Here is a 20,976-nt window from a genome sequence, read left to right on the forward strand (position 1 = left end):
CTAAGGTAGAGCTCGACGGGGTATGTTTGAGTGCCTGTTTTTCGATCCACAGTGGATCTTTCACTATTGACTACACTCGACGAGCGGGCATTCGCTTTGGCTAATCCTAAAAGTCACTTGAGCTGGCATTTGGACGACAGAGCATCTGAATGGACTTTTGATGAGGTCGGAATCAAATGCAAAGGCAAGGCGATTCGATTTTTCTTAGTGCTTCTGACTTGGTTGGACATCTTAACTGCCGGCACTTAACGAGCCTTGACTTAGCGGTGGCGAATGGCGAGCTAGAACGCCCTGCTATCTGGGACCCATTGCTGCAGATTTTATGGGAGCGTGGCACGCGACATGAACAAGGCTTTGTCGAGCACCTACGATCCCAGGGTCTATCCGTGACAATCATTGACGGTATCGGAGTTGATGACGAATCGGTTGAGCGCACAAGGAGCGCCATGCTCGCTGGGGATGAGATCATAGTACAAGGCGCGTTTCGCGCGAATGGTTGGGTGGGTCGCACGGATGTCCTCAGGCGAGTAGAGGCCGAGAGCAATCTTGGAGCATGGTCTTATGAGGTGATCGATACCAAGCTTGCTCGTGAGACGAAAGGTGGAACTGTCTTGCAGCTTTGCTTGTACGCCGATCTAGTCGGCACCATCCAAGGGGGTTGCCCGACACATAGCTATGTAGTTGCCCCATGGTCCGGGTATGAGCCACAGATGTATCGAATGGACGATTACGCAGCGTACTTCCGACGAGTCAAAAGCAGTCTTGTAGCTGCTATCGAGCATGCGGGGGAGTTGATCTATCCTGAACCGAAGGAGCATTGCGACATCTGTCGTTGGCAGAGTCGTTGCGACCGGAAACGTCGAGAGGATGACCATCTCTCGCTTGTGGCCGGGATTACCAAAGTCCATATCGATGAGTTAAGACGGCACGGCATAGAAACTATGACGGATCTAGCAGCAATGCCGGTTCCGCTTCCATGGAGACCCTCGCGCGGGGCAGTACATTCGTACGAGCGGGTACGAGAGCAGGCGCGCATTCAGGTCGAGGGACGCGAAGCAGGGAGCGTGCTTCACGAACTTTTACCTGTTACGGAGGGATTCGGTTTAGCGAGCTTACCCGAACCTTCAGTCGGGGATATCTTCTTCGATCTGGAGGGCGACCCATTTGCTGGGGAAGGCGGCCTTGAGTACTTGTTTGGTTATACTTTTATTGATGGTAACAATGGCATCGCTTATACGGCTGACTGGGCGCTATCTCGTGAGGAGGAAAAACTGAATTTCGAGCGTTTCATCGATTTCGTCGTCGCTCGACAGGAGCAATACCCGGATCTGCACATTTACCATTTCGCACCCTATGAGCCGGCTGCTCTAAAACGGTTGATGGGGCGTCATGCAAGTCGTGAAGAAGAGATTGATGCTCTTCTGCGCTCTAAACGTTTCGTTGACCTTTACAGCGTGATACGAAATGGTCTGCGAGCGAGCGTGGAAAGTTACTCGATCAAAAAGCTTGAGCCCTTATACGATTTCAGCCGAGATACAGAACTTTCAGAAGCAAACAAGGCGCTTGCTAAGGTTCAAGCATGTCTTGAGCTGGGAGATTTAGCGTTCATCAATGATGTTGATCGTTCTGTTGTGACTGGATACAACCGAGATGATTGCGTATCTACATGGCGACTTCGGGACTGGCTAGAAATACAGCGCACCAACTTGATCAACGTTGGCAATATCATTCCTCGACCGGAAGTCCCTGGGAGCGTGCCAAGCGAGGCACTTGGTGAATGGCAAGAGAAGATCATTGGGCTTATCGAACGGTTGACGGACGGGGTTCCTACTGATGCGGCGGAGCGCACGGCCGAGGAGCATGCTCGATGGATTCTCGCGCATTCGCTCGACTGGCACCGGCGAGAACAGAAGGCGCTTTGGTGGGAGTATTTCCGCCTTTCCGACCTTATGGCAGAAGATTTGCTCGACGAGCGAGCTGGACTTTCAGGTCTAACATTTGTGGGCGTGAATGGGGGAACCGCTAAGGCACCCATTCATCGCTACAGCTTCCCTCCTCAAGAAACGGAGATGCGCGGCAGTGAGGATTTGCACACTTTGGGAGGCAGGAAGCTAGGCAGCGTCGACGCAATTTCTCTGGATGAACGTTGGGTCGATATTAAGAAAAGAGGGGACAGTGCAAATATTCATCCTGAGGCAGTTTTTTCCCACACAGTTATTAATACGACTGTCCTCGCCAATGCGCTTGTTCGCATCGGCGAACATGTCGTTGCTCATGGGATGGAGGGAGGCGGACCCTTTCAGGCCGCTCGTGATCCTCTGATGCGTCTGCCCCCTCGTATAGGCAATCAACCGATCCAGCATGAAGGTGAGCCTGCCCTAGATTCCGCACTCCGTGTTGCGGCACATATCGAAAGTGGACTGCTTCCAATTCAAGGGCCACCAGGTGCCGGCAAGACGCACACAGGCTCACGCATGATCTGTTCTCTGGTACAAGCCGGGAAGACTGTTGGAGTGACTGCCAATAGCCACAAGGTCATCCGTAACCTTCTCGATGGAGTTGTGAAGGCTTCTGAAGAAATGGGAATTGATGTTTGCTGCTTTCAAAAACCTTCGGAGATGGAACCAGATCAGCAGCGATTGCGATTTGTAAAAAGTAATGATGATTTGCTAAACGCCATCGGCAGCAGAGCAAACGTGGCAGGAGGGACTGCTTGGCTGTGGGCGTCGCCTGATGCAGCGCAATCCGTAGATGTGCTGTTTATTGATGAAGCGGCGCAAATGGCGCTTGCGAATGTAATTGCTGTATCACAAGCGGCGAATAGCGTTGTGTTGCTAGGCGATCCGCAACAACTCGATCAGCCGATGCAGGGTAGTCATCCAGAAGGCACTGATGTTTCAGCTCTGCATCATATTCTAGGTGAAGAGCAGACGATTGCGTCTGACCGAGGACTTTTTCTTGCGGAGACATGGCGTCTTCATCCGGACATCTGCTCCTATACGTCCGAACTATTCTACGAGGGACGTCTTCATCCTCGCCCAGGATTGGAGGCTCAAGCAATTCGCTCACCCGGACGCCTCAATGGTTCAGGCCTCCGCTATGTTGCAGTCGTTTCTGAAGGCAATCAGAGTTCATCGCCGGAAGAGGCTGATTGCGTTCGAACGCTCGTGGAGGAAATCCTTGCGTCAGGCACTACCTGGATCGACAGACATGGTGTTGAGCGACTGATATCGCTTCAAGATATATTAATCATTGCTCCCTACAATGCGCAGGTGTTCGAGCTACAGGACCGCATTTCGGGCGCTCGGATCGGAACTGTCGACAAATTCCAAGGACAGGAAGCGCCGATCGTTATTTACTCGATGACAACATCAAGTTACGTCGATGCACCGCGTGGCATGGAGTTTCTCTACAGCCTAAACCGACTGAATGTCGCTACATCACGTGCAAAATGTGTTTGTGTACTCGTTGCGTCACCTACTTTGTTTGAGGCTCAATGCCGAACACCCCGCCAGATGCAGCTTGCCAATGCTTTCTGCCGTTACGATGAACTTGCGACGAAAATATAGAAAAAGGAGTTAGTAATCCTGACGGCCGCTGCGTTTTCTGCTGCATCACCATGGCTCGTGATGATACGTACTCGCCAGGAGCGACATCGCGCACGCGGAGCTTGGGCTTCATTAAATCGCAGGCTCGAAGCTTGCTGCCGATGGCCAGATCGAAGAGAGCCAGATCTCTGCGTCGATGCCTGCCCCTGCGGTCCAGGACCAGGCGGAGAAATCAGACTTCGTCATGAGCGTTTATCCGAAAGGCGACAGTGGGGCAGTATCCCCGTCGGTGCAGGGCGCATAAATACGCCGGCCGGAATACAGTTGTGAGACGCAATAATCAATCAGCGGATGCGTTTGAACGATGCCATGCAAGGGTAGCCTGTCACCTATAAGATTTAGGGCTTCAAAAACAGTAATGCGATGAGGTTCGTGTTCCAATGCAGCAACTTAATATCGCTGTGCCTTATGACGAACGATGCGTGCTCACACCAAGTGGTTGCGCAGTGGTGTGGCCGTTTCTGAATGCAAAGAAAGGCGATGGTCCCTATGAGCTATTTCTGGACACCAATGCCCTGAGTAAAGTGGATTGGGCGCGCCAGCTACCGCAGTACGTCCGAGACCAGTCAATTCTGAATCCGTTGCCGGCGCTGATGGAACAGTGGTTTTCCAATCCAGAGTTTCGCGCTGACCCGATTACCCGGATAGACGCGATGACCCAAACCTTGTGCGATTTGGGCTTTAACTTTCGAGCGAATTTCGCCGAGCAACAAGTGGCAATTTTACGCAGGAATGAAGCGGCACTGAAGACGCAGTTCAGCCTCATTTTTCCCTATGTAGTGATCATGAAATCATTGCTGTCGAGGAAGATGCCGGTGGATACGGCGCTGGCTGAGCTTGATCGAATTGGCCAAGCTGATATTCCGCGCTTCACTTCCAGCCTTATGTTGACTGCCTTAGGGGTTGTGCTGAAAAGTAAGCAGGCGCTCAAACTCGACGGGGATACGAAGCCTGCCTACTCGTATCTGGATTCCTTCCTGGCTTTCCAGTCGGGACAAAAGGTTGAGGGCAGCCACATCACAGTGCCGTACCTGCGCAACCGGGCGGGGGATTTGAACCTATGGTTGATACTGCCGACGCTACGCCAGCAGGGTTATTCATTTATTGGCACACCTGCAGTGGTCACGGGCGATAAAGCACTGCACCGATTGATCCTGCGCGTACTGCCACCGCTGCTGCATGTCAGTCAGAAAACGTGCTTTTCCATCTTTCCGGAGGGATTGGATGAGGCCCAATGCACGAAAATTCTCCAGACTGTACAGACCGTTGGGATCAGAGACGAGATGACCACGGAGCAGCGCCGGCAGCGAGTGGCGGCGTTGTTCGAGTTGGCCAAGGATTTTTGTGCCAACGCTGAAGAGCGTGCGGCCGTAGACGAAAGTTGGCAGGAATGGTGCCTGCCGGGGCTTGGGTTGGATATCCGATTGGACTGAACTGCCAGCGCCGGTCCTGATTGCTCAGGACCGGAATTAGTTTGGTGAACTACGCGCTGGCCAATATCACGGCAGTGCCACCGGCGACTTCATCAGAGAGTCACGACTCGATCAACACCCGCACCCGCGCCGTCAAGGTGCCGAGTTGTGGAAGTGACTTGAGGATGGCCTGCATCAAGGCGCTTTCACTGCCGCGAAAGCCATAAATGGCCTGTTTGATGTCGCCCACCCCGTAGTCACGCCCTGTCGGCATGATGCTCTCGACGTCCTTTTATCCATCGGTGTTGCGTTTATCAATATATGGCGTGGTCCTGTGGTTCTACTAAATCGATATTGGTGGGGGAGGCTGCCCATCAGAACAATGAGCAGGCCAAGCCTAAGCTGTGTACCTAGCGCAAGCTGCGGAAGGCTGCGCGCAGTTCCTTGGAGGGGCCGTTTATGGCCGATTCTGTTGAAAAAGTAGCTCCCCTGTCTGGCCTGCGGCAAAATCCGCGCATCGGCCAGCAGGGAAGCACGCAGCATGATGGGACAGTTATCGAGTGGGCAGGAACGGCTGTTTTACTCATTCAACCTTGAAGACCACATCCCCGCCAATCACCTTCTGCGTAGCATTGATCGGTGTCTCGATCTGAGCGACTTGCGCCATTACCTCGCCGATTTTTACAGCCCGATTGGGCGTCCGTCGATTGATCCCGAACTGATGATCCGCATGCTGATCGTGGGCTATTGCTACGGCATTCGCTCAGAGCGTCGGCTGTGCGAAGAGGCCCATTTGAACCTGGCGTATCGCTGGTTTTGCCGGTTGAGCCTTGAAGATGAAGTCCCCAATCACTCGACCTTTTCCAAAAATAGACACGGCCGTTTTCGGGACAGCGATCTGTTTCGCTGGCTGTTCAATGAAGTGCTGCGTCGTTGCATGGACGCCGACCTGGTCAAGGGCGAAGGCTTTGCCGTGGACGCCAGCATCATCAAAGCGGATGCCAGCCGGCAGCGCGGCGTACCGGGTGATGAACCGGTCAACTGGAGCGATCCAGCCCTGAGCACCCGCGCCGTGCGTGAGTATATTGAGGCACTCGATGAAGAGGCTCTGGCCGAAACGCTACCGAAGCGCCTATCGCTGACTGATCCTCAAGCCCGCTGGACCGCAGCTCCAGGTGGCCCAGCGTTCTACGCTTACTCCACGAATTATCTGATCGATACCGAGCACGGCGTGATCATGGATGTGGAACCCACACCGGCTCATCGAACCGCAGAAGTCGAGAGCACCAAGACGATGATCGATCGGGTCGAAGCGCAGTTCGACATCAAGCCGGAACGCCTGATTGGCGACACCGCTTACGGTACCGCGCCGATGCTGGCCTGGATGGTGGAGGAAAAGGACATCGAGCCACATGTGCCGGTGTGGGACAAAACCGAACGCAAGAACGACAGTTTTTCGAGCAACGATTTCCGCTGGAATGAAGAGACTGAGGAATACTGCTGCCCGGCTGGCAATGCATTACGTAGCGAATGGCGAGCCTTCAAGAACGAGCGTTCGCACGTCACCAAAGCCAACACCACCATCTTCCGATCCAGGCAGACCGACTGCGTTGCCTGTCCGATGAAAGCCAAGTGCTGCCCGAACACTGCGTTCCGCAAGATCGCCCGCAGCATCCATGAAGCCGCGCGCGATGTGGCTCGGCGAATCGCAACGACACCTGTGTACGTGCACTCTCGCCACGAACGTAAGAAGGTCGAAATGTTGTTTGCCCACCTCAAGCGCATCCTGAAACTGGATCGCCTGAGACTACGTGGCATGAGTGGCGCGACTGATGAATTCACGCTGGCCGCTGCGGTACAGAACCTGCGACGGCTGGCTAAATTTACATCTCAAGGGCCACCTGTCACGAGATAGGTGCGCCTGCACTCAGCAAAAAACCTCAAATTAACCCACTAACTGAGCAGCAACGGTCAACGAAGGGCCGAGAAACTACTCAATGTGGTGAGTCGGTTCTTAGGCGATGGTCGTGCCTGAGTTCAGGTCAGCTGAAAAACCGACTTTTTCAACAGAATCGGCCGAAAGCAGCCGGTCGTGGATGGCAAACATGGCCCGAATGACTTCTCGCAGAAGCGGATTGACCTTGATCACGACTCATTTTGCAAAGGGGCGTCACCGCACTGCTTGATGATTATGAAAGGCTCAACCGAGAAGGTTCTCATCGCAATGTCAGCCAAGAGATCGACCGGTCATTCGACGGCGACGGGACTCGTTAACGCCTCTATATTGCCGCCGGGCCAAGGCAGCGTGAAGGAGCGCATATGAGCAGGCCGGATATCTCTATGAAGGTCATGAGCAGATTGGCAGAGAGGAGCTCCTTGATGCCGCAAATATTGAGCAGCGCGATGACGCCAAGAAACACCAATGCCTGACTGGCGGTGAGGCTTACATAAACGCTGAGAGGTAGTCGCCGACAAATGCCAACGAAGTCCCGCCGCACTGGTCACCCCAACTGCTGGCATGCAAAACCCCATCAGGAACGAGATCAGTGGCTACTTGAAGGCCCTTGCGGCGAACAAGGCAGAGGCACCGGCATCTGGATATTTGGTCACAAGTTCCGCGTAGGAACCCGCTATGAGTAACGCGAAACACAAGGCGATCAGCAGAAATACCTAAATGGCACCTGTAGGTTATCGAATTAAATGCGAGTTTTTCGAAATAGATGCGACTGCGCCGAAGGCCAGAGCGAAAATGATCAGGACGCCGTTACTTGTGGAGTTTTTTGCCTTCTTCCTTGCCATGAGTCGTTTCAACCTTGAAAAGATGGGTGCTGGTAATGGCAGTATTCGATAATTGCCCCACGAGAACCATGGGCTGAGGAAAGCTATTGATCGGAAAATTTTGCTTGCGCACGAATAGCTACAATCATTAAAAGTAGCTTTTCAGCAGGAAGCGCGCAGATCATTCTCACTCCATGTAAAGCGGGAGCGGATCAAGCGAACAATCTACACCATGTGGGAAGATGCTCGCATTCATGTGTTCGATTACATCGAGATGTTCTACAACGCAAAACTTCGCCATAGTTTCAACAATCAGATGTCACCAGTAGAGTTTGAAAAACGTTACGCAATGAGCTTGCAAGGTGTTTAGAGAATCGGGGACGATTCATGGTGCTGCGGCTCACTTGTTGAGTACGGCGGCAAGGTAACGATCACGAAAGAGGGGAATCACACCAAGTATTCATACGATCAGCCACAGGGTTATGACTTTTTCAGGCTCAAAGAGAGGACCGCTTACTCCAAAAAATCGTCGACATCCAGTATGATATTTTCTTGCACACAGACCCGAATTGGTCGGAAGGCAGTGGCTTCCTGCTCCTCACGGGCGAGCTCCAGGATTGGTACTTCCACATCGACTGGACAAATCAGCGCTATTACGGTTTCGCCCGCGAATTTGGAGCGGTCAACTCGTATGCAGGATCGTGCACTGTTCTCAAGAAATAGCCCGCATGTCAGCGAGGGCGACCATCACGCCTTGATATGACACACGCATCCTGAATCTGTCAGGCTTGGGCGTGGCATTGTGCTATGATTTGCCACGTTTTGCAGCCATTTTCATTTGAAGTAAGGATACATATGAGAGTTGAGCGGGTTGTTGAGCAGCTGTACAAAAAGTATTCTGCTATTGCAGAAGATTCATCTGTAGAAGATCGGATAAAAAAGCTATATATCAATCCGCTGATCGGGCTCATGGAAATTGCTATCGATTTGGCATCGTTTCACGATGACAGAATGCAAAGCTCTAAGAACTTTGTTGGCTTGATGCAGCTTGTGTCCACAGCCTATGCAAATAATCTTAGGTTGACTGTTGAAGAAAGTCTCGGCCTGGATTCAAATAATGATGATGTCGCTCTTCAATTAATGTACACTCCTCAAGTTATGTTTTATCCAGACTTCTTCGATCTGATAATCTCTGACGCAGATGCTGCAAAGGAAGCCGGGGAAAAATTTATTATGGTCGGGCGTTGGTTGTCGGATAACTCTTATAGTCTTGAAAAACCAGATGCACTCGTATTCTTGATGAAAAATACTGGTCTGAAGATTGATGACGTGTCGATCTCATCGCTTGACTCCGCAATGACTGCGGCAATTGCACAAGCCTACAGCGTTGCCATATTCTTACTCATGAAGAAGTAGCAGTATAAACGGTCGTTGATTACTCAAAAAAATAGGCCCCAACTGCGATGTCTCAGCAGGTTGGGGTTTAGCGCTTAAATATATTCGAGCAAAAAATCGCATCCAAAAAAGTGAGTTGCTACTCTAAAATGGCTGAAGAGAGGGCGAGGCCGCCGAACTATTCCCGACAGTCAGAATCATGAAAATTATTGACCATGATCCCTCCCTTCATACTTGTGTTATAAATATACATTTCAATAAATACAATTTACTCAGCAAACTGCCCGCTGGTCAGCTTCAGCGAAGCTGGTATTAGTCAGCGAATGCCACAAATCTGGTGCATTCAGGCATCATTGATAAGTAGCCTAAAAATGTTTCTCTGCTGAGGTCATCGTCAGTGATGCGTACTTCTTTAAAGTCGATGGTTTCGACATCGCTGTACGCCAGATAATTTGCTTTCATCAATTGGAGCAATTGCTTGGGCGTAAGCAGAGGCGGAAGGTCTCTTTCTCTTGATACAAACGCAGGGGTTGGAAGGGAGCACCACTGCGCGTTAGCGCCCGAGATGGTCTGAAAGTAGATGTAATGTGTTTCTTTATCTCTGTATGTTGAAGTCTGATTTGTTACCTGAACAAGGTTAAGGTCGTTGACAGATCTTGTTGAAACATGGGGGATGCCGTTGGATAGCAAGAATTTTGGTGCACAATAGTAGATATTAGTTCCTTTGACTTTGGTAAGGCGGCATAGTGCCTCATGCTGGCTGAATGGACGGCGTCTTGTTCTATTGGCATAAAGTTTTCTTTCGGTATAAAGCTCTATCCTGTATGCAGGAGCGCTCGCAATATATCCTTTTAGAACAAGTCCTTCTTTTGTAGATTTGTTGCGTGTCGATGAGAGGCGTGTTACATAGTCGAGAACCTTGTACTGATAAAAGTAAGCCATCAAAAAAGCACTGTCGGCTGAGGATGTGTCGCTTATCCTATCTTTCATCCACTCAAAAAACTGATCGCCGTTCAAGTTAAAGTTTCGAAGTGGTAGGGCGAATCCAAGATCATATCCGACATGTACCTCTTCTGCATTTGGGATGTACACCTCAAATCTCTTCTTTTTATATTTGGCTGTGAAGTCTTGCTCCCACAAAAAGTGGTAAGAGTTGGCGATAAGTATTTCGCTAAAACGAGCTCATAATTCTTCCTTAAAGGCTAGGCGCCTAGCCGTTATTTTTTTCTGGGTTGCCGAGAATTTGAAGAACAACATTGTTCGTAGAGTTGATGATGGCACTCCCAAATATTTTTTCAAATTTGGTGTGTGTGAATTCCATAGAGGGTAATTTGATGTCAGCGCAAAGCCCTGCAAGGTAATCGGGAAGCCTTACATGTTCTGCGTAGTCAGTTTTACCGTCCATAAAAGGATATGCGAAAATGTATTGGGGCTTGTTTGGATTTTTTACTGCCCCCGACTGAAGACGAGCAACGAGAAACAGCACAAAAGCGATGTCGAATGCCACTTCGTTGTATTTTTCGAATGTCGCATCTCGATCAGTGATCCACCGAATGTAGGCGGGCTCTTTAAGCTGATTCAGTGTTAGGAAGAGGAATGCAGCAAAGGTCGAGGTCAGCAACACCTGTCTTGCAAGCTTGGCATTGAATTTCTTGCGCCTCACCTCGGAGGCAAAGTCTCCCAGCGCCCTGTCAATTCGTTGCCAATACCCTTTATCGATTCCTGGTTCACCTAGTCATGACGCGATCAATTCCCGCAGACCCAGGCAGAACCCATGAATGTTGTCATCAGTGATGAAGTCACGAAGCAGCTTAGAATCTCGCTCAACGATGAACGAAACGCTGAAAGCTCCCGGGCAGTTGAGGTAGGAGATCAGGCCTTCTGACGCCTGCCGTGTCTTCTTCAGATCCTTCGGAGCCACGTTCGCGATATACTCTGAAAAATTCTTGTCAGTGTCATGCTTGAGCGTGATGACGAAGGAAAAGCTGTCGTTCGCTTTCTCTGTGTTGCCAACGCAGTAGTCTGAGTAGATGTTCCAGGCTGCGTCTGGCCGATACTGCTTAATCCATTCCTGCATATCGCGGGTGAGCGACGGGCTGTTATCAGTGAGCAGCTTGAGTAGATCGAACATGCGCTTCCCTGCCAGCGATGTGAAAGTGCCATCCTACCAGCGGCAGCAGGGAAACGCTTCGTCAGCAAAGCTCCAAGTGGACAAGATCAAGGAATCGCTCATCTTTCGATTTGGCGTCCCAGTCGCCATCCCACCGGAGTGGTATGCCCTTCGCGTTCGCTACTGCTTGTACGTAACCAGCGAGACGAGCAAATGCCAGCGAATCGCTCCAGTCGAGTGGGTGTGGTGCGATGTGTAGGGTGTTGTGTTTGCTGTGCGGCCATTCCTGCTTCGACTTACCCTCCCTGAGCGCCTTATTTTGAGCCTCTTTGTCGCGATACCACCTCGATGTTAGCCAGGGCGGTTGAATTTTGGCGAGCGCGCGGGATGTATCGGGTGACACACCAGGACAGGTACTGCTTAAGCAACCGCAGGTACCGGTCACGGGTACGCGGATCGATCTTCGGAGAAGGTGCAATTTCAGCTTTGCCGATTCTGGCGACCAGCTTGTCGGTTTGACGGCTGCTTTGGAGCCAGATGGCGTAACCGTCCAATAAAGCCAGAATCGGCTCGAAGTGGCAGGCCAAGATGGCGTCATCAATATTGAGGCCACAGCTTTTGGCATAGATATAAAGCCTGGATCGCACTCAGATGTGCCGCAGCAGTGTTGTAAACGCGGTACCTTAGCTTGAGTTGAACGTAGATGAACGGGACAAGCATGGGCAACGGCGCCGCGTTACCTGCTTGAACGACCAACGGCACACGCTGACCTGAAGAGAAACGGCATTGAATCAGCTTCATCGGCAGCCACCTCATTCAATGACGCGCCATGAACACGAAGGACATGGCCCGTTGAGTGAGTGGACGTCAGAAGCGATTTTGTCGAATCAGTAGCTTACGAGGCTCATGAACACATATGACATAGCATCTCGCTTTACATAAATCGCAGCTCGTTCAACTCGCTCCAACTTTATCGCTCCCGCCCAAGTCTCCATTTGGGCTTCTGTATCCCGGCGCGAACATTGAGCTTTCTACCCCATAGAGAGCCAAGGGATCACTGAGCCATAGGCGGTATGCATTGTCTTCAATGCTGTGGTCAGGTGAGCAGTCCACGTGGTATTGCTGCAGGACGTACCCAGCCATCGCTGCGCGCACTCGCAGCCTAAGCACGCCGCCAGGCATTTCGTAGTCGAGCATCACAATCTGCGCATAATTCTTATTAGGGTGCGGCACGAGGGGGAGATCCAGCATTCGATTCCACTGATCATCGTGCTTTTGGTTTTCGTCGTTCTTGGGTTTAGCCCCCCACTGAGTCTGAGCCGTACCGATTCGAGCCAAAACGAAGTCCACAAATTTCTGGCGTTTCCGATCGTACGCTCGGACATGCCAGCGCAAGCCATCGCAACTGACCGCGAACGGCACGATTTCCCGCTCAGACTCGCCCGACCCCGAGGTATAGCTGATTTTTACCACCTGGTTGAGGCTGATCGCGCGCGAGATCGGCGCCAAAACCTCTACCTTTGGCTTGCTGAGCAGCGAAATGGATTCGTTCAGGATGAGCGGCTTCTCTCCATCTAGACCGTATCCGTACCCTTGGGAAAGCGCCGTGAGCACGCGCTCAGGCGAGTGCACGATTAGAGGCGAGAACGTCTCGCGTATCGCATAATGCTTGGTCACAGTGTCCAGCTCAGTGTTCTCAGGAGCAATCTCCCGATACTGCGCGAAGTCGCGGGTGGCAGCTGCCGCGCCCACCCCGAAACGATCCATGAGATCAGTTCGTGAAACGGCCCCCGTGAAGTACAGGCGAAAATCTATGTACACCAGGCGCTCCCGTTGCGCTTGGCTGTATTCGCTCAAATCAATCATTTGCTCTCCGTCTTGCCTTCTTACCTGTCTTGCTGAATATCCAATATCTGATCGGGCGCATCTAGCAACAATGATAACACACGAGTGCTTGACGTCATCAAAATGATGATGATAGAGTTTAGTTATGGTTGTGATACATATCTATCCATAGCACCTTAGGCGATTCAAAAAGGAGGCTTGGATGGGATGTCAGAACGCCAGAAACAGAAAGGCCGGTCAAGGTACGAACTTGACCGGCCTTTGGGAAAAGACGTCTGAATTGGTTCCAGATGTCTCTCGCGCTTTGTGGAAAAAGCTTGTGGATGGTAGCCCCTATGGGCTCCCTCCGCAAGGGAGCGAGTTCTGTGTTTGAGCCACCTCATAGGAGACATTTTATGTCCCAGCTTGAGATGTTCGAAAAGCCCGAGGCGGAAGGCGAGGTCATTTACCGTATGACGATCACCACCAAATCGGGGAAGGTGATTCGACGTGCTAACGGCCAACCGTTCCGCATCGTCATTCGCCCAAAAGCGAGCAATTGATTTAGTCGCTTAACAGAGCTCAGGGCACGTTTTGTGCCCTGGGGCTAGTCGCTCCCATATAAAAGGATTACGACATGTCTAGATGTACAGCACCAGTACGTGGACATAACTCAGCTGCCGCTGCCGCTGCCTGTCCTGCATGCCGCTATCGCACCAGTTCCCGCAGTAGCTCTCGCTATGACGGTTATGGCTCGTCCTACTCCCCCTCGGTCGGCAATGGAGGTAGCCATGCTAACAGTAGCGGTGGTGGTGGCGGGTCCAGCAGCAGTTCAAAGCCGCGCTGGTCGAGAGCAGGTTCATCCGTATCGTACTCACCGGCCCAGGTGCAGTCCCTCACTCCAATTCGCGAAACCGTTGAGACGCGAGCAGCGGAGCAACCTGACCTTCGTGACGTCTTCCTGTGCCACGCATGGGACGATCGGCACGGACCTGCCAAAGAGCTGCACGAGTTGCTCGTGGCGGCTGGTGTCAAAGTTTGGTTTAGCGAGAGGGACCTAGGTCTCGGTGTTCCAATGATGCGCACAATCGACAAGGGCCTAGCGAATTCGCGAATCGGGCTTGTGCTGGTCACTCCCGCGTTGCTGACGCGCCTTCCCAAAGAGAGTGTTGCTGACAAAGAGCTTTCGGCACTCCTGGCGGGTAACCAGCTCGTTCCCATTGTGCACAACACGACGTATGAAGCTCTCCGCAATGTAAGTCCCTTGCTCGCCTCCCGAAGCGGCTTGGACACTGCAGAAGATTCAATGGCGGTGGTTGCGGCAAAAATCGCCGAGCTGGTAGCGCTCTAGCTCTTTTGCTCACACAGTTTCGGCATTCAGATGCGGATGCTCGTACCTTTTATCCTCTACGGTTTAACAGACCTGCCTTCGGCAGGGCTGTTAGCTCCGACTAAGAGACCGATTTGGGCCGATTGCTGCCTGTTGTCAACAGCTGAAGGCAGTCTGAGGATGCCGTCAACGGTCGAGTTGCAGCAGCAATTTTTAGGCAGTCACCCAACGGTATTGTTTGGATACTTTTACCCGCGAAGGCGTTACACGAGACGGCTATCCATGGTGGAAAAGTAGTGCAGGCGATTCTCCATGGAGGGGGAGTGATTTCAATATGCCTTTATGGTGATGGTCCGAATGGAATTTCTAAGGAGGAGTGGGTTGATGGTAAAGGAATACGCTGAGTATGAAGTCCAACGGGCATTGCATCAGGTGTGTTCTGCGAATACCCCAAAGGATGCGTTGGAATGCTTTCAGAGAAATCGAGCTGCTCGGTGACTGGCGCATCATGTATGCGGCAGCTCAATCGGGTGGGCCGTTTAGCTCGGTAGCCGCGACGAGCGGTATATGCTTCAGCCAAGAAACCTTATGGTTTCACTTGTTTCGCAGAGCGCAAGGGATGCAATGTCGAGGATCTACACCTATCTGAACTCAATCAGCTCTGGTCAGCCGATCAACTTTGAGGCTTTTGCTAAGGAGTTGAAGAAGCATGGCAAGGGTGCTGGCTATCTGTTCGATACGTTTTCAACGTCGAAAATTGGAAAGAGCAGCTATCAGGTGGCTGTCTTGCGTGAGGATCGCTTTGCGGAGCTGATTCGTGAACACGCTCCATCAGAAGTTACGGGTCGTATTGGTGCTGCTTTCGACGGAAGTAGCCACGCAGCAGCAGTAAGCGGCTCGCTTTTGATAACACGAAGCATGGTCCATCCTCATCCAAGCGTAGTTCTTCTGAGCAAGCATGGATGGGAAGCACCTAACACTCTCCGGCCAGCGGCGTTGCTGGTGGAAAATCTCGAGAATTTCCTAGCTCTCAAACAGACCGTCGACATCCTGGCCGACTGTGGCGTAGCTGAGCAAAGTGAAAGTTTCGATGTCATTTTCAGCGCCGGTAATCAGATCACCAACAGACTGAATATGCCATTTCTCAGCCAATACCAGAGGCTGTACTGCCTTTTTGATGTCGACTTAGGTGGGCTGACAATGTATCGAACCCTTCTCAAAGGGCTGCCAGACGGGCACCGGGTCGTGTTTGTGTACCCTGATGATATCGCCCACCGGTTAAGCGCTTCCAAATACTCACTAAATCAGCAAACGAGACAAGATCTCCTTGAGTTCGTTGGTCTATCCAAGGAAACCAATGAGCTGATCGGACTTATGCGAGACAGCCATAGAGCGCTAGAGCAAGAAACCTATTTGATGTTGGCAACGACAAGGGACTGATGATGTTGAGCGACTCCTACGCGTTTCAGGACGTATACAAATTCCACAGACTGATTTTTGTTAACAGTGCTGCCTATGCCTACACCGTAATCCGCGTGGACAAGCACACCGCTTTGTGTGGCCAGAACAACCTCGGAAAGACCTCGATGCTGAATGCATTGAAGCTTTTTTTGCTGCCACACGAGAACTTCAAGAGCTGCAATAAGAAATTCGCCTTCAAGGGGCCGGCCGGGACGTACTACTCGACTGATGCTAGCTACAGCTACTACTTCCCGGAAAACCACTCCTTCATCATCCTCGAAGCGGAGAACATGCACGGCCCGTTCTGCCTGGTCCTGCACCGCGGGAATCGACCATTCTCATACGGCCGTATGGCAGTACCTTGCATGTATGCCGATATCCAGCACATGTTTTGGGACCTTGAGTCGCCCATCAATGGAGGCATGGGGGCTCCGATAGAAGGCATCTCACTTTCTGGTGTGCTTTCGGATCTCCGAGCTCGGGGCGGGGAGGCAATGAACGACGGTGCTGTCATTCGCCAGCGGCTCTTCGGTCAACAGGCTCTTAATCGTGAGGAGGGCCGATTCTGCTTGCTGCCTCTTAGGAATGGCGGTACCGCACGCGAGATCGACGCGTGGAAGATGCTAATCCACCTGGCCTTCGACATTGGGGCGAAGGACAACCGCACTCTGCCGGATACTATCGCCACGATCATCGAAGGGGATAAGGACCGGAAGAATGCAGAGCTGAGTGTCAGCCTGAGCGAGATCCTCGATGACTATGAGAACCTGAAAAAAGAAGGCGATCGCCTGGCGGACATAGAAAGCGCGCGGAGGTCTTGGGAGGGCTTTGATAGCCAGTTCCAACTGTTTGAGACGAAATCCGAACTGATCGTTCAGAGTATCGTCGATGTTGAGCATGCCTTGGCTGAAAGGCAGTCCAGCATTCTTGATGATGTTAAGGCAGCATCCGAGAGATATCAGGCTCTTGATGTGGCTCACTCAGCTAAGAGACAGCACCACGGTCTGGTCAAGGCTGAGTATCTGAAGCTGGCTGGAGCACTGAGTCTCCGGCATAAGGATTTGGACGGTGTCCAAAAGCAGCTATTCAAGGTCAGCGAGATTCTTCGGCGTTACCCTGGCACAACAGAGCATGAGGTCCGCGAGCTCTTATCCGATCTCTCCGCAGAGTTGACCGCAGACATCGAGACCCTGACAAACAAGGTTCAGAGCGCTGAGCAACTAGCCCAGGCGATCAGGAATAAGAACAGTCTTTCCCATCAGCGCGACCAACTCCGAAAAATTCTTGATGAACATGTGGAAACTGTTCTCGAGCAGGTCGATCGTCACAGTGCGTCGGTGCTGAGTAGCTTGAACTCGACGCTGTTCACCAAGCTGACTCCTCGACTCAACTCTGACCAGAAGCAAGCCATCAAAGAGTTTGGCTGCCTATTCCAGGAGCGAGGTTCTTTCATCAGCTTCCTGAGCCAGGAGACCTCATTTGGTTTCATGTCTTTCGACCCGACCAGAGCAAGGAAGCAGCACGAGCAAGACCTGATCAAACTGGATGACGATATCAAGGACTGTGATGACCTCATTCAGCGTCTAAACGATGACAGCAAGTTGACTGCTGAGCAGGCCAAGGATAAAGCCAAGAAGCTGACCCGCGAGCGGATTGAAACTGATGAAGAGGTTCAACTACTCAGTCGGCATGGCTACATGCGCGAGCAGCAGAAAGCATTGGAACTTGAGGTGGGGGAACAGACGGTAGAGTTGGCCAAGCTACATGAGAGTGTGGCGGATGCCGCCGGCGAGCTGGAGGACCTAGCGGTACAGGTTGAGCACGCAAAAGAAGTGCTCGGCAGGGTCAGGAAGGAAAACGAAGATCTGCGCAATTACCTTGAGCAGATCCGGAACGTAGCTGAGATCACTTTAGGATTCCTTTCGATCCGCGAAATGAAGCTGAAAGCTCGCGATACTTTCTTTCACCCTAGCCAGATCAAGGAGATTTCCCAGTTCGCTTCTGAGGTAGCCAAGAGCAGAGAAGCTCTGCAAGTGGCCTTGGATGAACTGCTGAAACGTAACTTGCTGGGCGAAGAGGGCAGAGACTTTGGCTACCATGCTTTCCATGACTTGAGTCGGATGCGTAGCTGTCGGAGAGCTTTCGCGGCGATGTTTGGCACCTTGGAAGGCGAGCAGCAGACCTACCAGGCCAAGGTCACCGCACATAACTCGAATACCTCTATTCAAATCGACGAAATCAAACACGCCAGAAGGATGATCAAGGAGTTCGAGAAAGAGGTAGATGACCAGCTCTCGGAGTTCAGTGTGTCTGACCTCGAGGCGATCGAGATTTACTGCGTATTGAATCCCCATTTCGAAGAGCTGTTGGTCGATATTGATTCCATAAACCTCATGACAACCGGGCTCCACGAGAAGCGCTTGTATGAACGGTTACGAGCTTTCTGTACCGAGTTCTTTGTTCACGGTGGCCGTCGGGGGACCACCCTGGATATGAGCCTACTGATTGATCGGGTTGGATATCGGTACCGCAAGCGTGGGCATGACAAGTACACCGAAGAGGATCAATCCAACGGTACTACGGCAATGATTAACTGCCGCCTGCTATCGATTCTTCTGCGTAGGCTGCTGGTTGCGAATACACAGATCTGTTTGCCATTGGTAATGGATGAGCTGTCGAATCTGAGCCACTTGAATCTGAAGGCTGCGCGTGGCATCGCTGAGTCAGAAGGGTTCGTGCTGTTCGGGGCAACGCCGGAGCCGACGTCTACTATCGCGAAAGTAATCGAAAACTACATCGACCTTTCGCATTTTCTCGCCACCGACAGGGCATACAGCCACTTACGTCGAGTGATCTACACAGGTGAAAGCGAGTCGCTGAGAACAAAGAAAGATCCCGCCGATGCTGTTGCGGAGATCACTGCCGGATGATCGTTGCAGCAGACAAAACGGTCATGCTCATGATCGAGCATAAGCACATTTTTCTTGATCTTATCGACATCATGGATGAAGGCTCGGCTGGCGAAGAAGTGTCAACTCGCCTGTACGAGTCCAAAGTGATGAAGCTGCTTGATTCGCTGGGAGACAGTAAGTCCGATCGGCAAAAAATTGAAGCGGCCTTCGACGTGCGTAACCTCGTCCGAGCAAGCCTGATATTGCACCATGACACCAAGCGAGGAGTCATTGCCTTCGCCCCGTTTTTGATCGAGTTATTTCGCCACTTTGATAGATCGCGTCTTCGGCAGCTGAGTAGCGCCGATCTTGAGGCGCTGTGCGACAGCTTCAATGATAGTCTTGAAAAGCTTCGCGATTTGACAGTGATTGAGCAGGGGAACGACACGTTCGAGGATGAGCTTAAGCTCCTCCGGGAACGCATCCGCTACGCTCAAGGGAAGATCAAGGAGAACGTGGACAGTCTTCAGGGGCAGACTCTTCGCCTGGCGGAGATCGTCGAAGTGATGAGCCTTGAGAACCTCGACGAGGTGAAGCAGGCTCGCGGTGCTTTGCAGGCGATCACCCGAATCTACGGTAGGCATGTTCTCCCCACATTGCAGTTCCTCAACGAGAGGGAACCTCTGAAGAAAGGCCTGCCGGCACTCACTGCCTTGCTGCGGATATCCGAGATGTTCCGCGATGCCAAGTTGCCAAAATTGGGTCAGCAGATTCTCTACGCAGTGGCATCCATTCGCTCCTATCGCTACGACGTGGAAGTCATCAGCAAGTCTCTGCAGCGCTACGTGCATCAGAATGAACGTCAGCGTCGTGAGTACGACCAGGTTGAGAGCGTTTTCAACGATCTACTAGTTGCCTGTCGGGAGCTCCATGACGGGAAACTAAGGGGCAACCTCATACCTAAAGATCATGAGGTACTGGAGCGTTTCTCTACCTTCAAAGGCATGAAGAGGCAGAGAGCCGATAGCAAGATTGAATGGCACAACGTAGATCATTGGCTTCACCTTCAGGAGCATCTGCGGAGTAGCCTGGATTCACTCAAAAATACCCGAGTAACAACAACGTCTGTTGAGCCGGTTGGAGAGGACGTGCTCAAAGCCAGGCGTGCTTCAGACGTGCGCCGAAAACTAATTGGAAGGCTGATAGATGAGTGGCCTGTTCAGGTCGGGCCTGACGCCCATGCGTCGCTTCACGCACATCTGGCCCAGCAGATCAGCGACTACGAAATTGCTGACCTAGTGGAAGGCGTGTCTTGGCTAAAGCACCGAGAGGACATTGTGCTAACTCCTCGATTCCAGTTAGGGGTGATTGAGGACGACAGGCAGAAGTTGACCTATTACAAATTGAGGATCGAGGAGCAGGGCAGTGAGACAACAGCTTAGCCAAGCCATCTACAAAGAGTTGATGTCGGGGAAGGTGATCAACAAAGACACCTACGAGAATGGTGAAATAAAACCCAACCCGCTCTTCGAAGAGATGCTCAATAACTACGATCAGAGCTACAAGCCCTTGTACTTGAACATCGGGTTTGAGTTGGTGATGCGGAATGGCTTTATCTACATCCGTTCAGTCGAGCGCGATGAGGAGTACAGCGAGGTGGTCAGGAAAATACAGGTTCTACTGCTGATCCTTGCTCGCGGACTGCATGAACAGGGGTACCAGCTTGATATTCTGCGCGACGGGGAAGCTGGTGTGTCTGATGGGATCATGGAGGAGATCGGGAAGGGAGAAGACAAACAAGATGTCATGTCTGCCAGCAACATGAAAGGGGAGGCTCTTGCATCTGCAGTTAGGAAAAATCTCGAGCAGCGTGGGATCGCCTACAGGAATGCAAAAGGCAATCTGGTACTGACTCATGCTGGATTAGCGTTCTTTGACGACGTATTTAAGTACAGTAATGCTGAACCAGGTGCAGTTATGGTGGCTTGAGTTTCCGGCTTTATCAATTGGTAGATGGTTTCTTTACCCTCCATCACATCCTCGACATAGATTGTTGGCGCCTACGCCGAATTGCCCCAGTTGCTGAGATTTCACTGACCCAGTCTGACTCCTCGCGAATCCTTGTCTGTGCTGGATTTTTGAAGGTTTGGAGATGGGGCAGTCTTGC

17 protein-coding genes and 3 pseudogenes are annotated in these 20,976 nt (G+C 51.8%); 11 read left to right on the plus strand and 9 right to left on the minus strand.

Annotated features, from left to right (window positions below):
• Positions 1–176: 176 nt before the first annotated feature.
• Complete coding sequence (locus KI231_RS10345) at positions 177–3,569, plus strand: TM0106 family RecB-like putative nuclease (RefSeq protein WP_213028149.1); 3,393 nt, start codon at positions 177–179, stop codon at positions 3,567–3,569.
• 22 nt (positions 3,570–3,591) lie between these two features.
• Here KI231_RS10345 and KI231_RS10350 read toward each other — a convergent pair.
• A pseudogene (locus KI231_RS10350) lies at positions 3,592–3,771 on the minus strand (hypothetical protein); the annotation flags it as partial.
• A 217-nt stretch (positions 3,772–3,988) separates the two neighbouring features.
• Between KI231_RS10350 and KI231_RS10355 the strand changes: the two are divergent.
• Positions 3,989–5,041 carry a hypothetical protein gene (locus KI231_RS10355; RefSeq protein WP_213028150.1) on the plus strand — a complete coding sequence of 351 codons (1,053 nt, stop codon included), beginning with the start codon at positions 3,989–3,991 and terminating at the stop codon, positions 5,039–5,041.
• A gap of 100 nt (positions 5,042–5,141) precedes the next feature.
• Here the strand turns inward: KI231_RS10355 and KI231_RS10360 are convergent, their stop codons facing one another.
• Positions 5,142–5,294, minus strand: a complete 153-nt coding sequence (locus tag KI231_RS10360; protein ID WP_213028151.1) for a hypothetical protein — start codon at positions 5,292–5,294, stop codon at positions 5,142–5,144.
• Between the two features lie 267 nt (positions 5,295–5,561).
• Here KI231_RS10360 and KI231_RS10365 point away from each other — a divergent pair, with 267 nt between their 5' ends.
• A complete protein-coding gene (locus KI231_RS10365; RefSeq protein WP_213028152.1) occupies positions 5,562–6,935 on the plus strand; it encodes a transposase in 1,374 nt (457 codons plus the stop codon).
• 99 nt (positions 6,936–7,034) lie between these two features.
• Here KI231_RS10365 and KI231_RS30155 read toward each other — a convergent pair whose 3' ends face one another.
• Positions 7,035–7,169 carry a hypothetical protein gene (locus KI231_RS30155; RefSeq protein WP_283246368.1) on the minus strand — a complete coding sequence of 45 codons (135 nt, stop codon included), beginning with the start codon at positions 7,167–7,169 and terminating at the stop codon, positions 7,035–7,037.
• Positions 7,170–7,338: 169 nt separating this feature from the next.
• A pseudogene (locus tag KI231_RS29940) lies at positions 7,339–7,684 on the minus strand (amino acid permease); the annotation flags it as partial.
• Between the two features lie 295 nt (positions 7,685–7,979).
• Here KI231_RS29940 and KI231_RS10370 point away from each other — a divergent pair.
• Both KI231_RS10370 and KI231_RS10375 read left to right on the plus strand, forming a co-directional pair.
• Positions 7,980–8,168 (plus strand): annotated as a pseudogene (locus tag KI231_RS10370) (IS3 family transposase); the annotation flags it as partial.
• A 485-nt stretch (positions 8,169–8,653) separates the two neighbouring features.
• Positions 8,654–9,214 (plus strand): hypothetical protein, encoded by a 561-nt coding sequence (locus KI231_RS10375; RefSeq protein ID WP_213028153.1) that lies wholly within the window; start codon positions 8,654–8,656, stop codon positions 9,212–9,214.
• 291 nt (positions 9,215–9,505) lie between these two features.
• Here KI231_RS10375 and KI231_RS10380 read toward each other — a convergent pair whose 3' ends face one another.
• The 5 genes from KI231_RS10380 to KI231_RS10390 all read right to left on the minus strand — a co-directional run bounded on the left by KI231_RS10380 (position 9,506) and on the right by KI231_RS10390 (position 13,169).
• Positions 9,506–10,285 carry a hypothetical protein gene (locus KI231_RS10380; RefSeq protein WP_213028154.1) on the minus strand — a complete coding sequence of 260 codons (780 nt, stop codon included), beginning with the start codon at positions 10,283–10,285 and terminating at the stop codon, positions 9,506–9,508.
• A 118-nt stretch (positions 10,286–10,403) separates the two neighbouring features.
• Complete coding sequence (locus tag KI231_RS29945; RefSeq protein ID WP_249412110.1) at positions 10,404–10,856, minus strand: hypothetical protein; 453 nt, start codon at positions 10,854–10,856, stop codon at positions 10,404–10,406.
• A gap of 72 nt (positions 10,857–10,928) precedes the next feature.
• Positions 10,929–11,324 (minus strand): hypothetical protein, encoded by a 396-nt coding sequence (locus KI231_RS29950; RefSeq protein WP_249412111.1) that lies wholly within the window; start codon positions 11,322–11,324, stop codon positions 10,929–10,931.
• A 61-nt stretch (positions 11,325–11,385) separates the two neighbouring features.
• Entirely contained in the window at positions 11,386–11,928 is a 543-nt protein-coding gene (locus KI231_RS30295; protein WP_502937312.1) for a M15 family metallopeptidase domain-containing protein, read from the minus strand.
• A 329-nt stretch (positions 11,929–12,257) separates the two neighbouring features.
• On the minus strand, positions 12,258–13,169 hold the full coding sequence (locus KI231_RS10390) for a helix-turn-helix transcriptional regulator (protein WP_213028155.1): 912 nt from the start codon (positions 13,167–13,169) through the stop codon (positions 12,258–12,260).
• Positions 13,170–13,543: 374 nt separating this feature from the next.
• Between KI231_RS10390 and KI231_RS10395 the strand changes: the two genes are divergently transcribed.
• The 6 genes from KI231_RS10395 to KI231_RS10420 all read left to right on the plus strand — a co-directional run bounded on the left by KI231_RS10395 (position 13,544) and on the right by KI231_RS10420 (position 20,798).
• Positions 13,544–13,690 carry a hypothetical protein gene (locus tag KI231_RS10395; protein WP_178075653.1) on the plus strand — a complete coding sequence of 49 codons (147 nt, stop codon included), beginning with the start codon at positions 13,544–13,546 and terminating at the stop codon, positions 13,688–13,690.
• 74 nt (positions 13,691–13,764) lie between these two features.
• Positions 13,765–14,478, plus strand: coding sequence for a toll/interleukin-1 receptor domain-containing protein (locus tag KI231_RS10400; protein ID WP_213028156.1), 714 nt, complete (start codon positions 13,765–13,767; stop codon positions 14,476–14,478).
• Positions 14,479–15,024: 546 nt separating this feature from the next.
• A complete protein-coding gene (locus KI231_RS10405; RefSeq protein WP_144431999.1) occupies positions 15,025–15,897 on the plus strand; it encodes a hypothetical protein in 873 nt (290 codons plus the stop codon).
• Between the two features lie 5 nt (positions 15,898–15,902).
• Complete coding sequence (locus KI231_RS10410; RefSeq protein WP_213028157.1) at positions 15,903–18,848, plus strand: hypothetical protein; 2,946 nt, start codon at positions 15,903–15,905, stop codon at positions 18,846–18,848.
• Positions 18,845–20,251: a hypothetical protein gene (locus KI231_RS10415; RefSeq protein WP_213028158.1), complete on the plus strand. Its 1,407-nt coding sequence runs from the start codon at positions 18,845–18,847 to the stop codon at positions 20,249–20,251. Before KI231_RS10410 ends, KI231_RS10415 begins: the two co-directional genes overlap by 4 nt.
• Positions 20,235–20,798: a condensin complex protein MksE gene (locus KI231_RS10420; RefSeq protein WP_024678242.1), complete on the plus strand. Its 564-nt coding sequence runs from the start codon at positions 20,235–20,237 to the stop codon at positions 20,796–20,798. Before KI231_RS10415 ends, KI231_RS10420 begins: the two co-directional genes overlap by 17 nt.
• Positions 20,799–20,976 lie beyond the last annotated feature (178 nt).

Source organism: Pseudomonas sp. Seg1 (assembly GCF_018326005.1).
Classification (GTDB): domain Bacteria; phylum Pseudomonadota; class Gammaproteobacteria; order Pseudomonadales; family Pseudomonadaceae; genus Aquipseudomonas.

Coding starts and splice junctions, on each gene's coding strand:
- KI231_RS10345 (WP_213028149.1), top strand. CDS start 177: ATGCAAAGGCAAGGCGATTCGATTTTTCTTAGTGCTTCTGACTTGGTT.
- KI231_RS10405 (WP_144431999.1), top strand. CDS start 15,025: ATGCTTCAGCCAAGAAACCTTATGGTTTCACTTGTTTCGCAGAGCGCA.
- KI231_RS10355 (WP_213028150.1), top strand. CDS start 3,989: ATGCAGCAACTTAATATCGCTGTGCCTTATGACGAACGATGCGTGCTC.
- KI231_RS10395 (WP_178075653.1), top strand. CDS start 13,544: ATGTCCCAGCTTGAGATGTTCGAAAAGCCCGAGGCGGAAGGCGAGGTC.
- KI231_RS10390 (WP_213028155.1), bottom strand. CDS start 13,169: ATGATTGATTTGAGCGAATACAGCCAAGCGCAACGGGAGCGCCTGGTG.
- KI231_RS10415 (WP_213028158.1), top strand. CDS start 18,845: ATGATCGTTGCAGCAGACAAAACGGTCATGCTCATGATCGAGCATAAG.
- KI231_RS10360 (WP_213028151.1), bottom strand. CDS start 5,294: ATGCCGACAGGGCGTGACTACGGGGTGGGCGACATCAAACAGGCCATT.
- KI231_RS10365 (WP_213028152.1), top strand. CDS start 5,562: ATGATGGGACAGTTATCGAGTGGGCAGGAACGGCTGTTTTACTCATTC.
- KI231_RS29950 (WP_249412111.1), bottom strand. CDS start 11,324: ATGTTCGATCTACTCAAGCTGCTCACTGATAACAGCCCGTCGCTCACC.
- KI231_RS10375 (WP_213028153.1), top strand. CDS start 8,654: ATGAGAGTTGAGCGGGTTGTTGAGCAGCTGTACAAAAAGTATTCTGCT.
- KI231_RS30295 (WP_502937312.1), bottom strand. CDS start 11,928: ATGCCAAAAGCTGTGGCCTCAATATTGATGACGCCATCTTGGCCTGCC.
- KI231_RS10400 (WP_213028156.1), top strand. CDS start 13,765: ATGTCTAGATGTACAGCACCAGTACGTGGACATAACTCAGCTGCCGCT.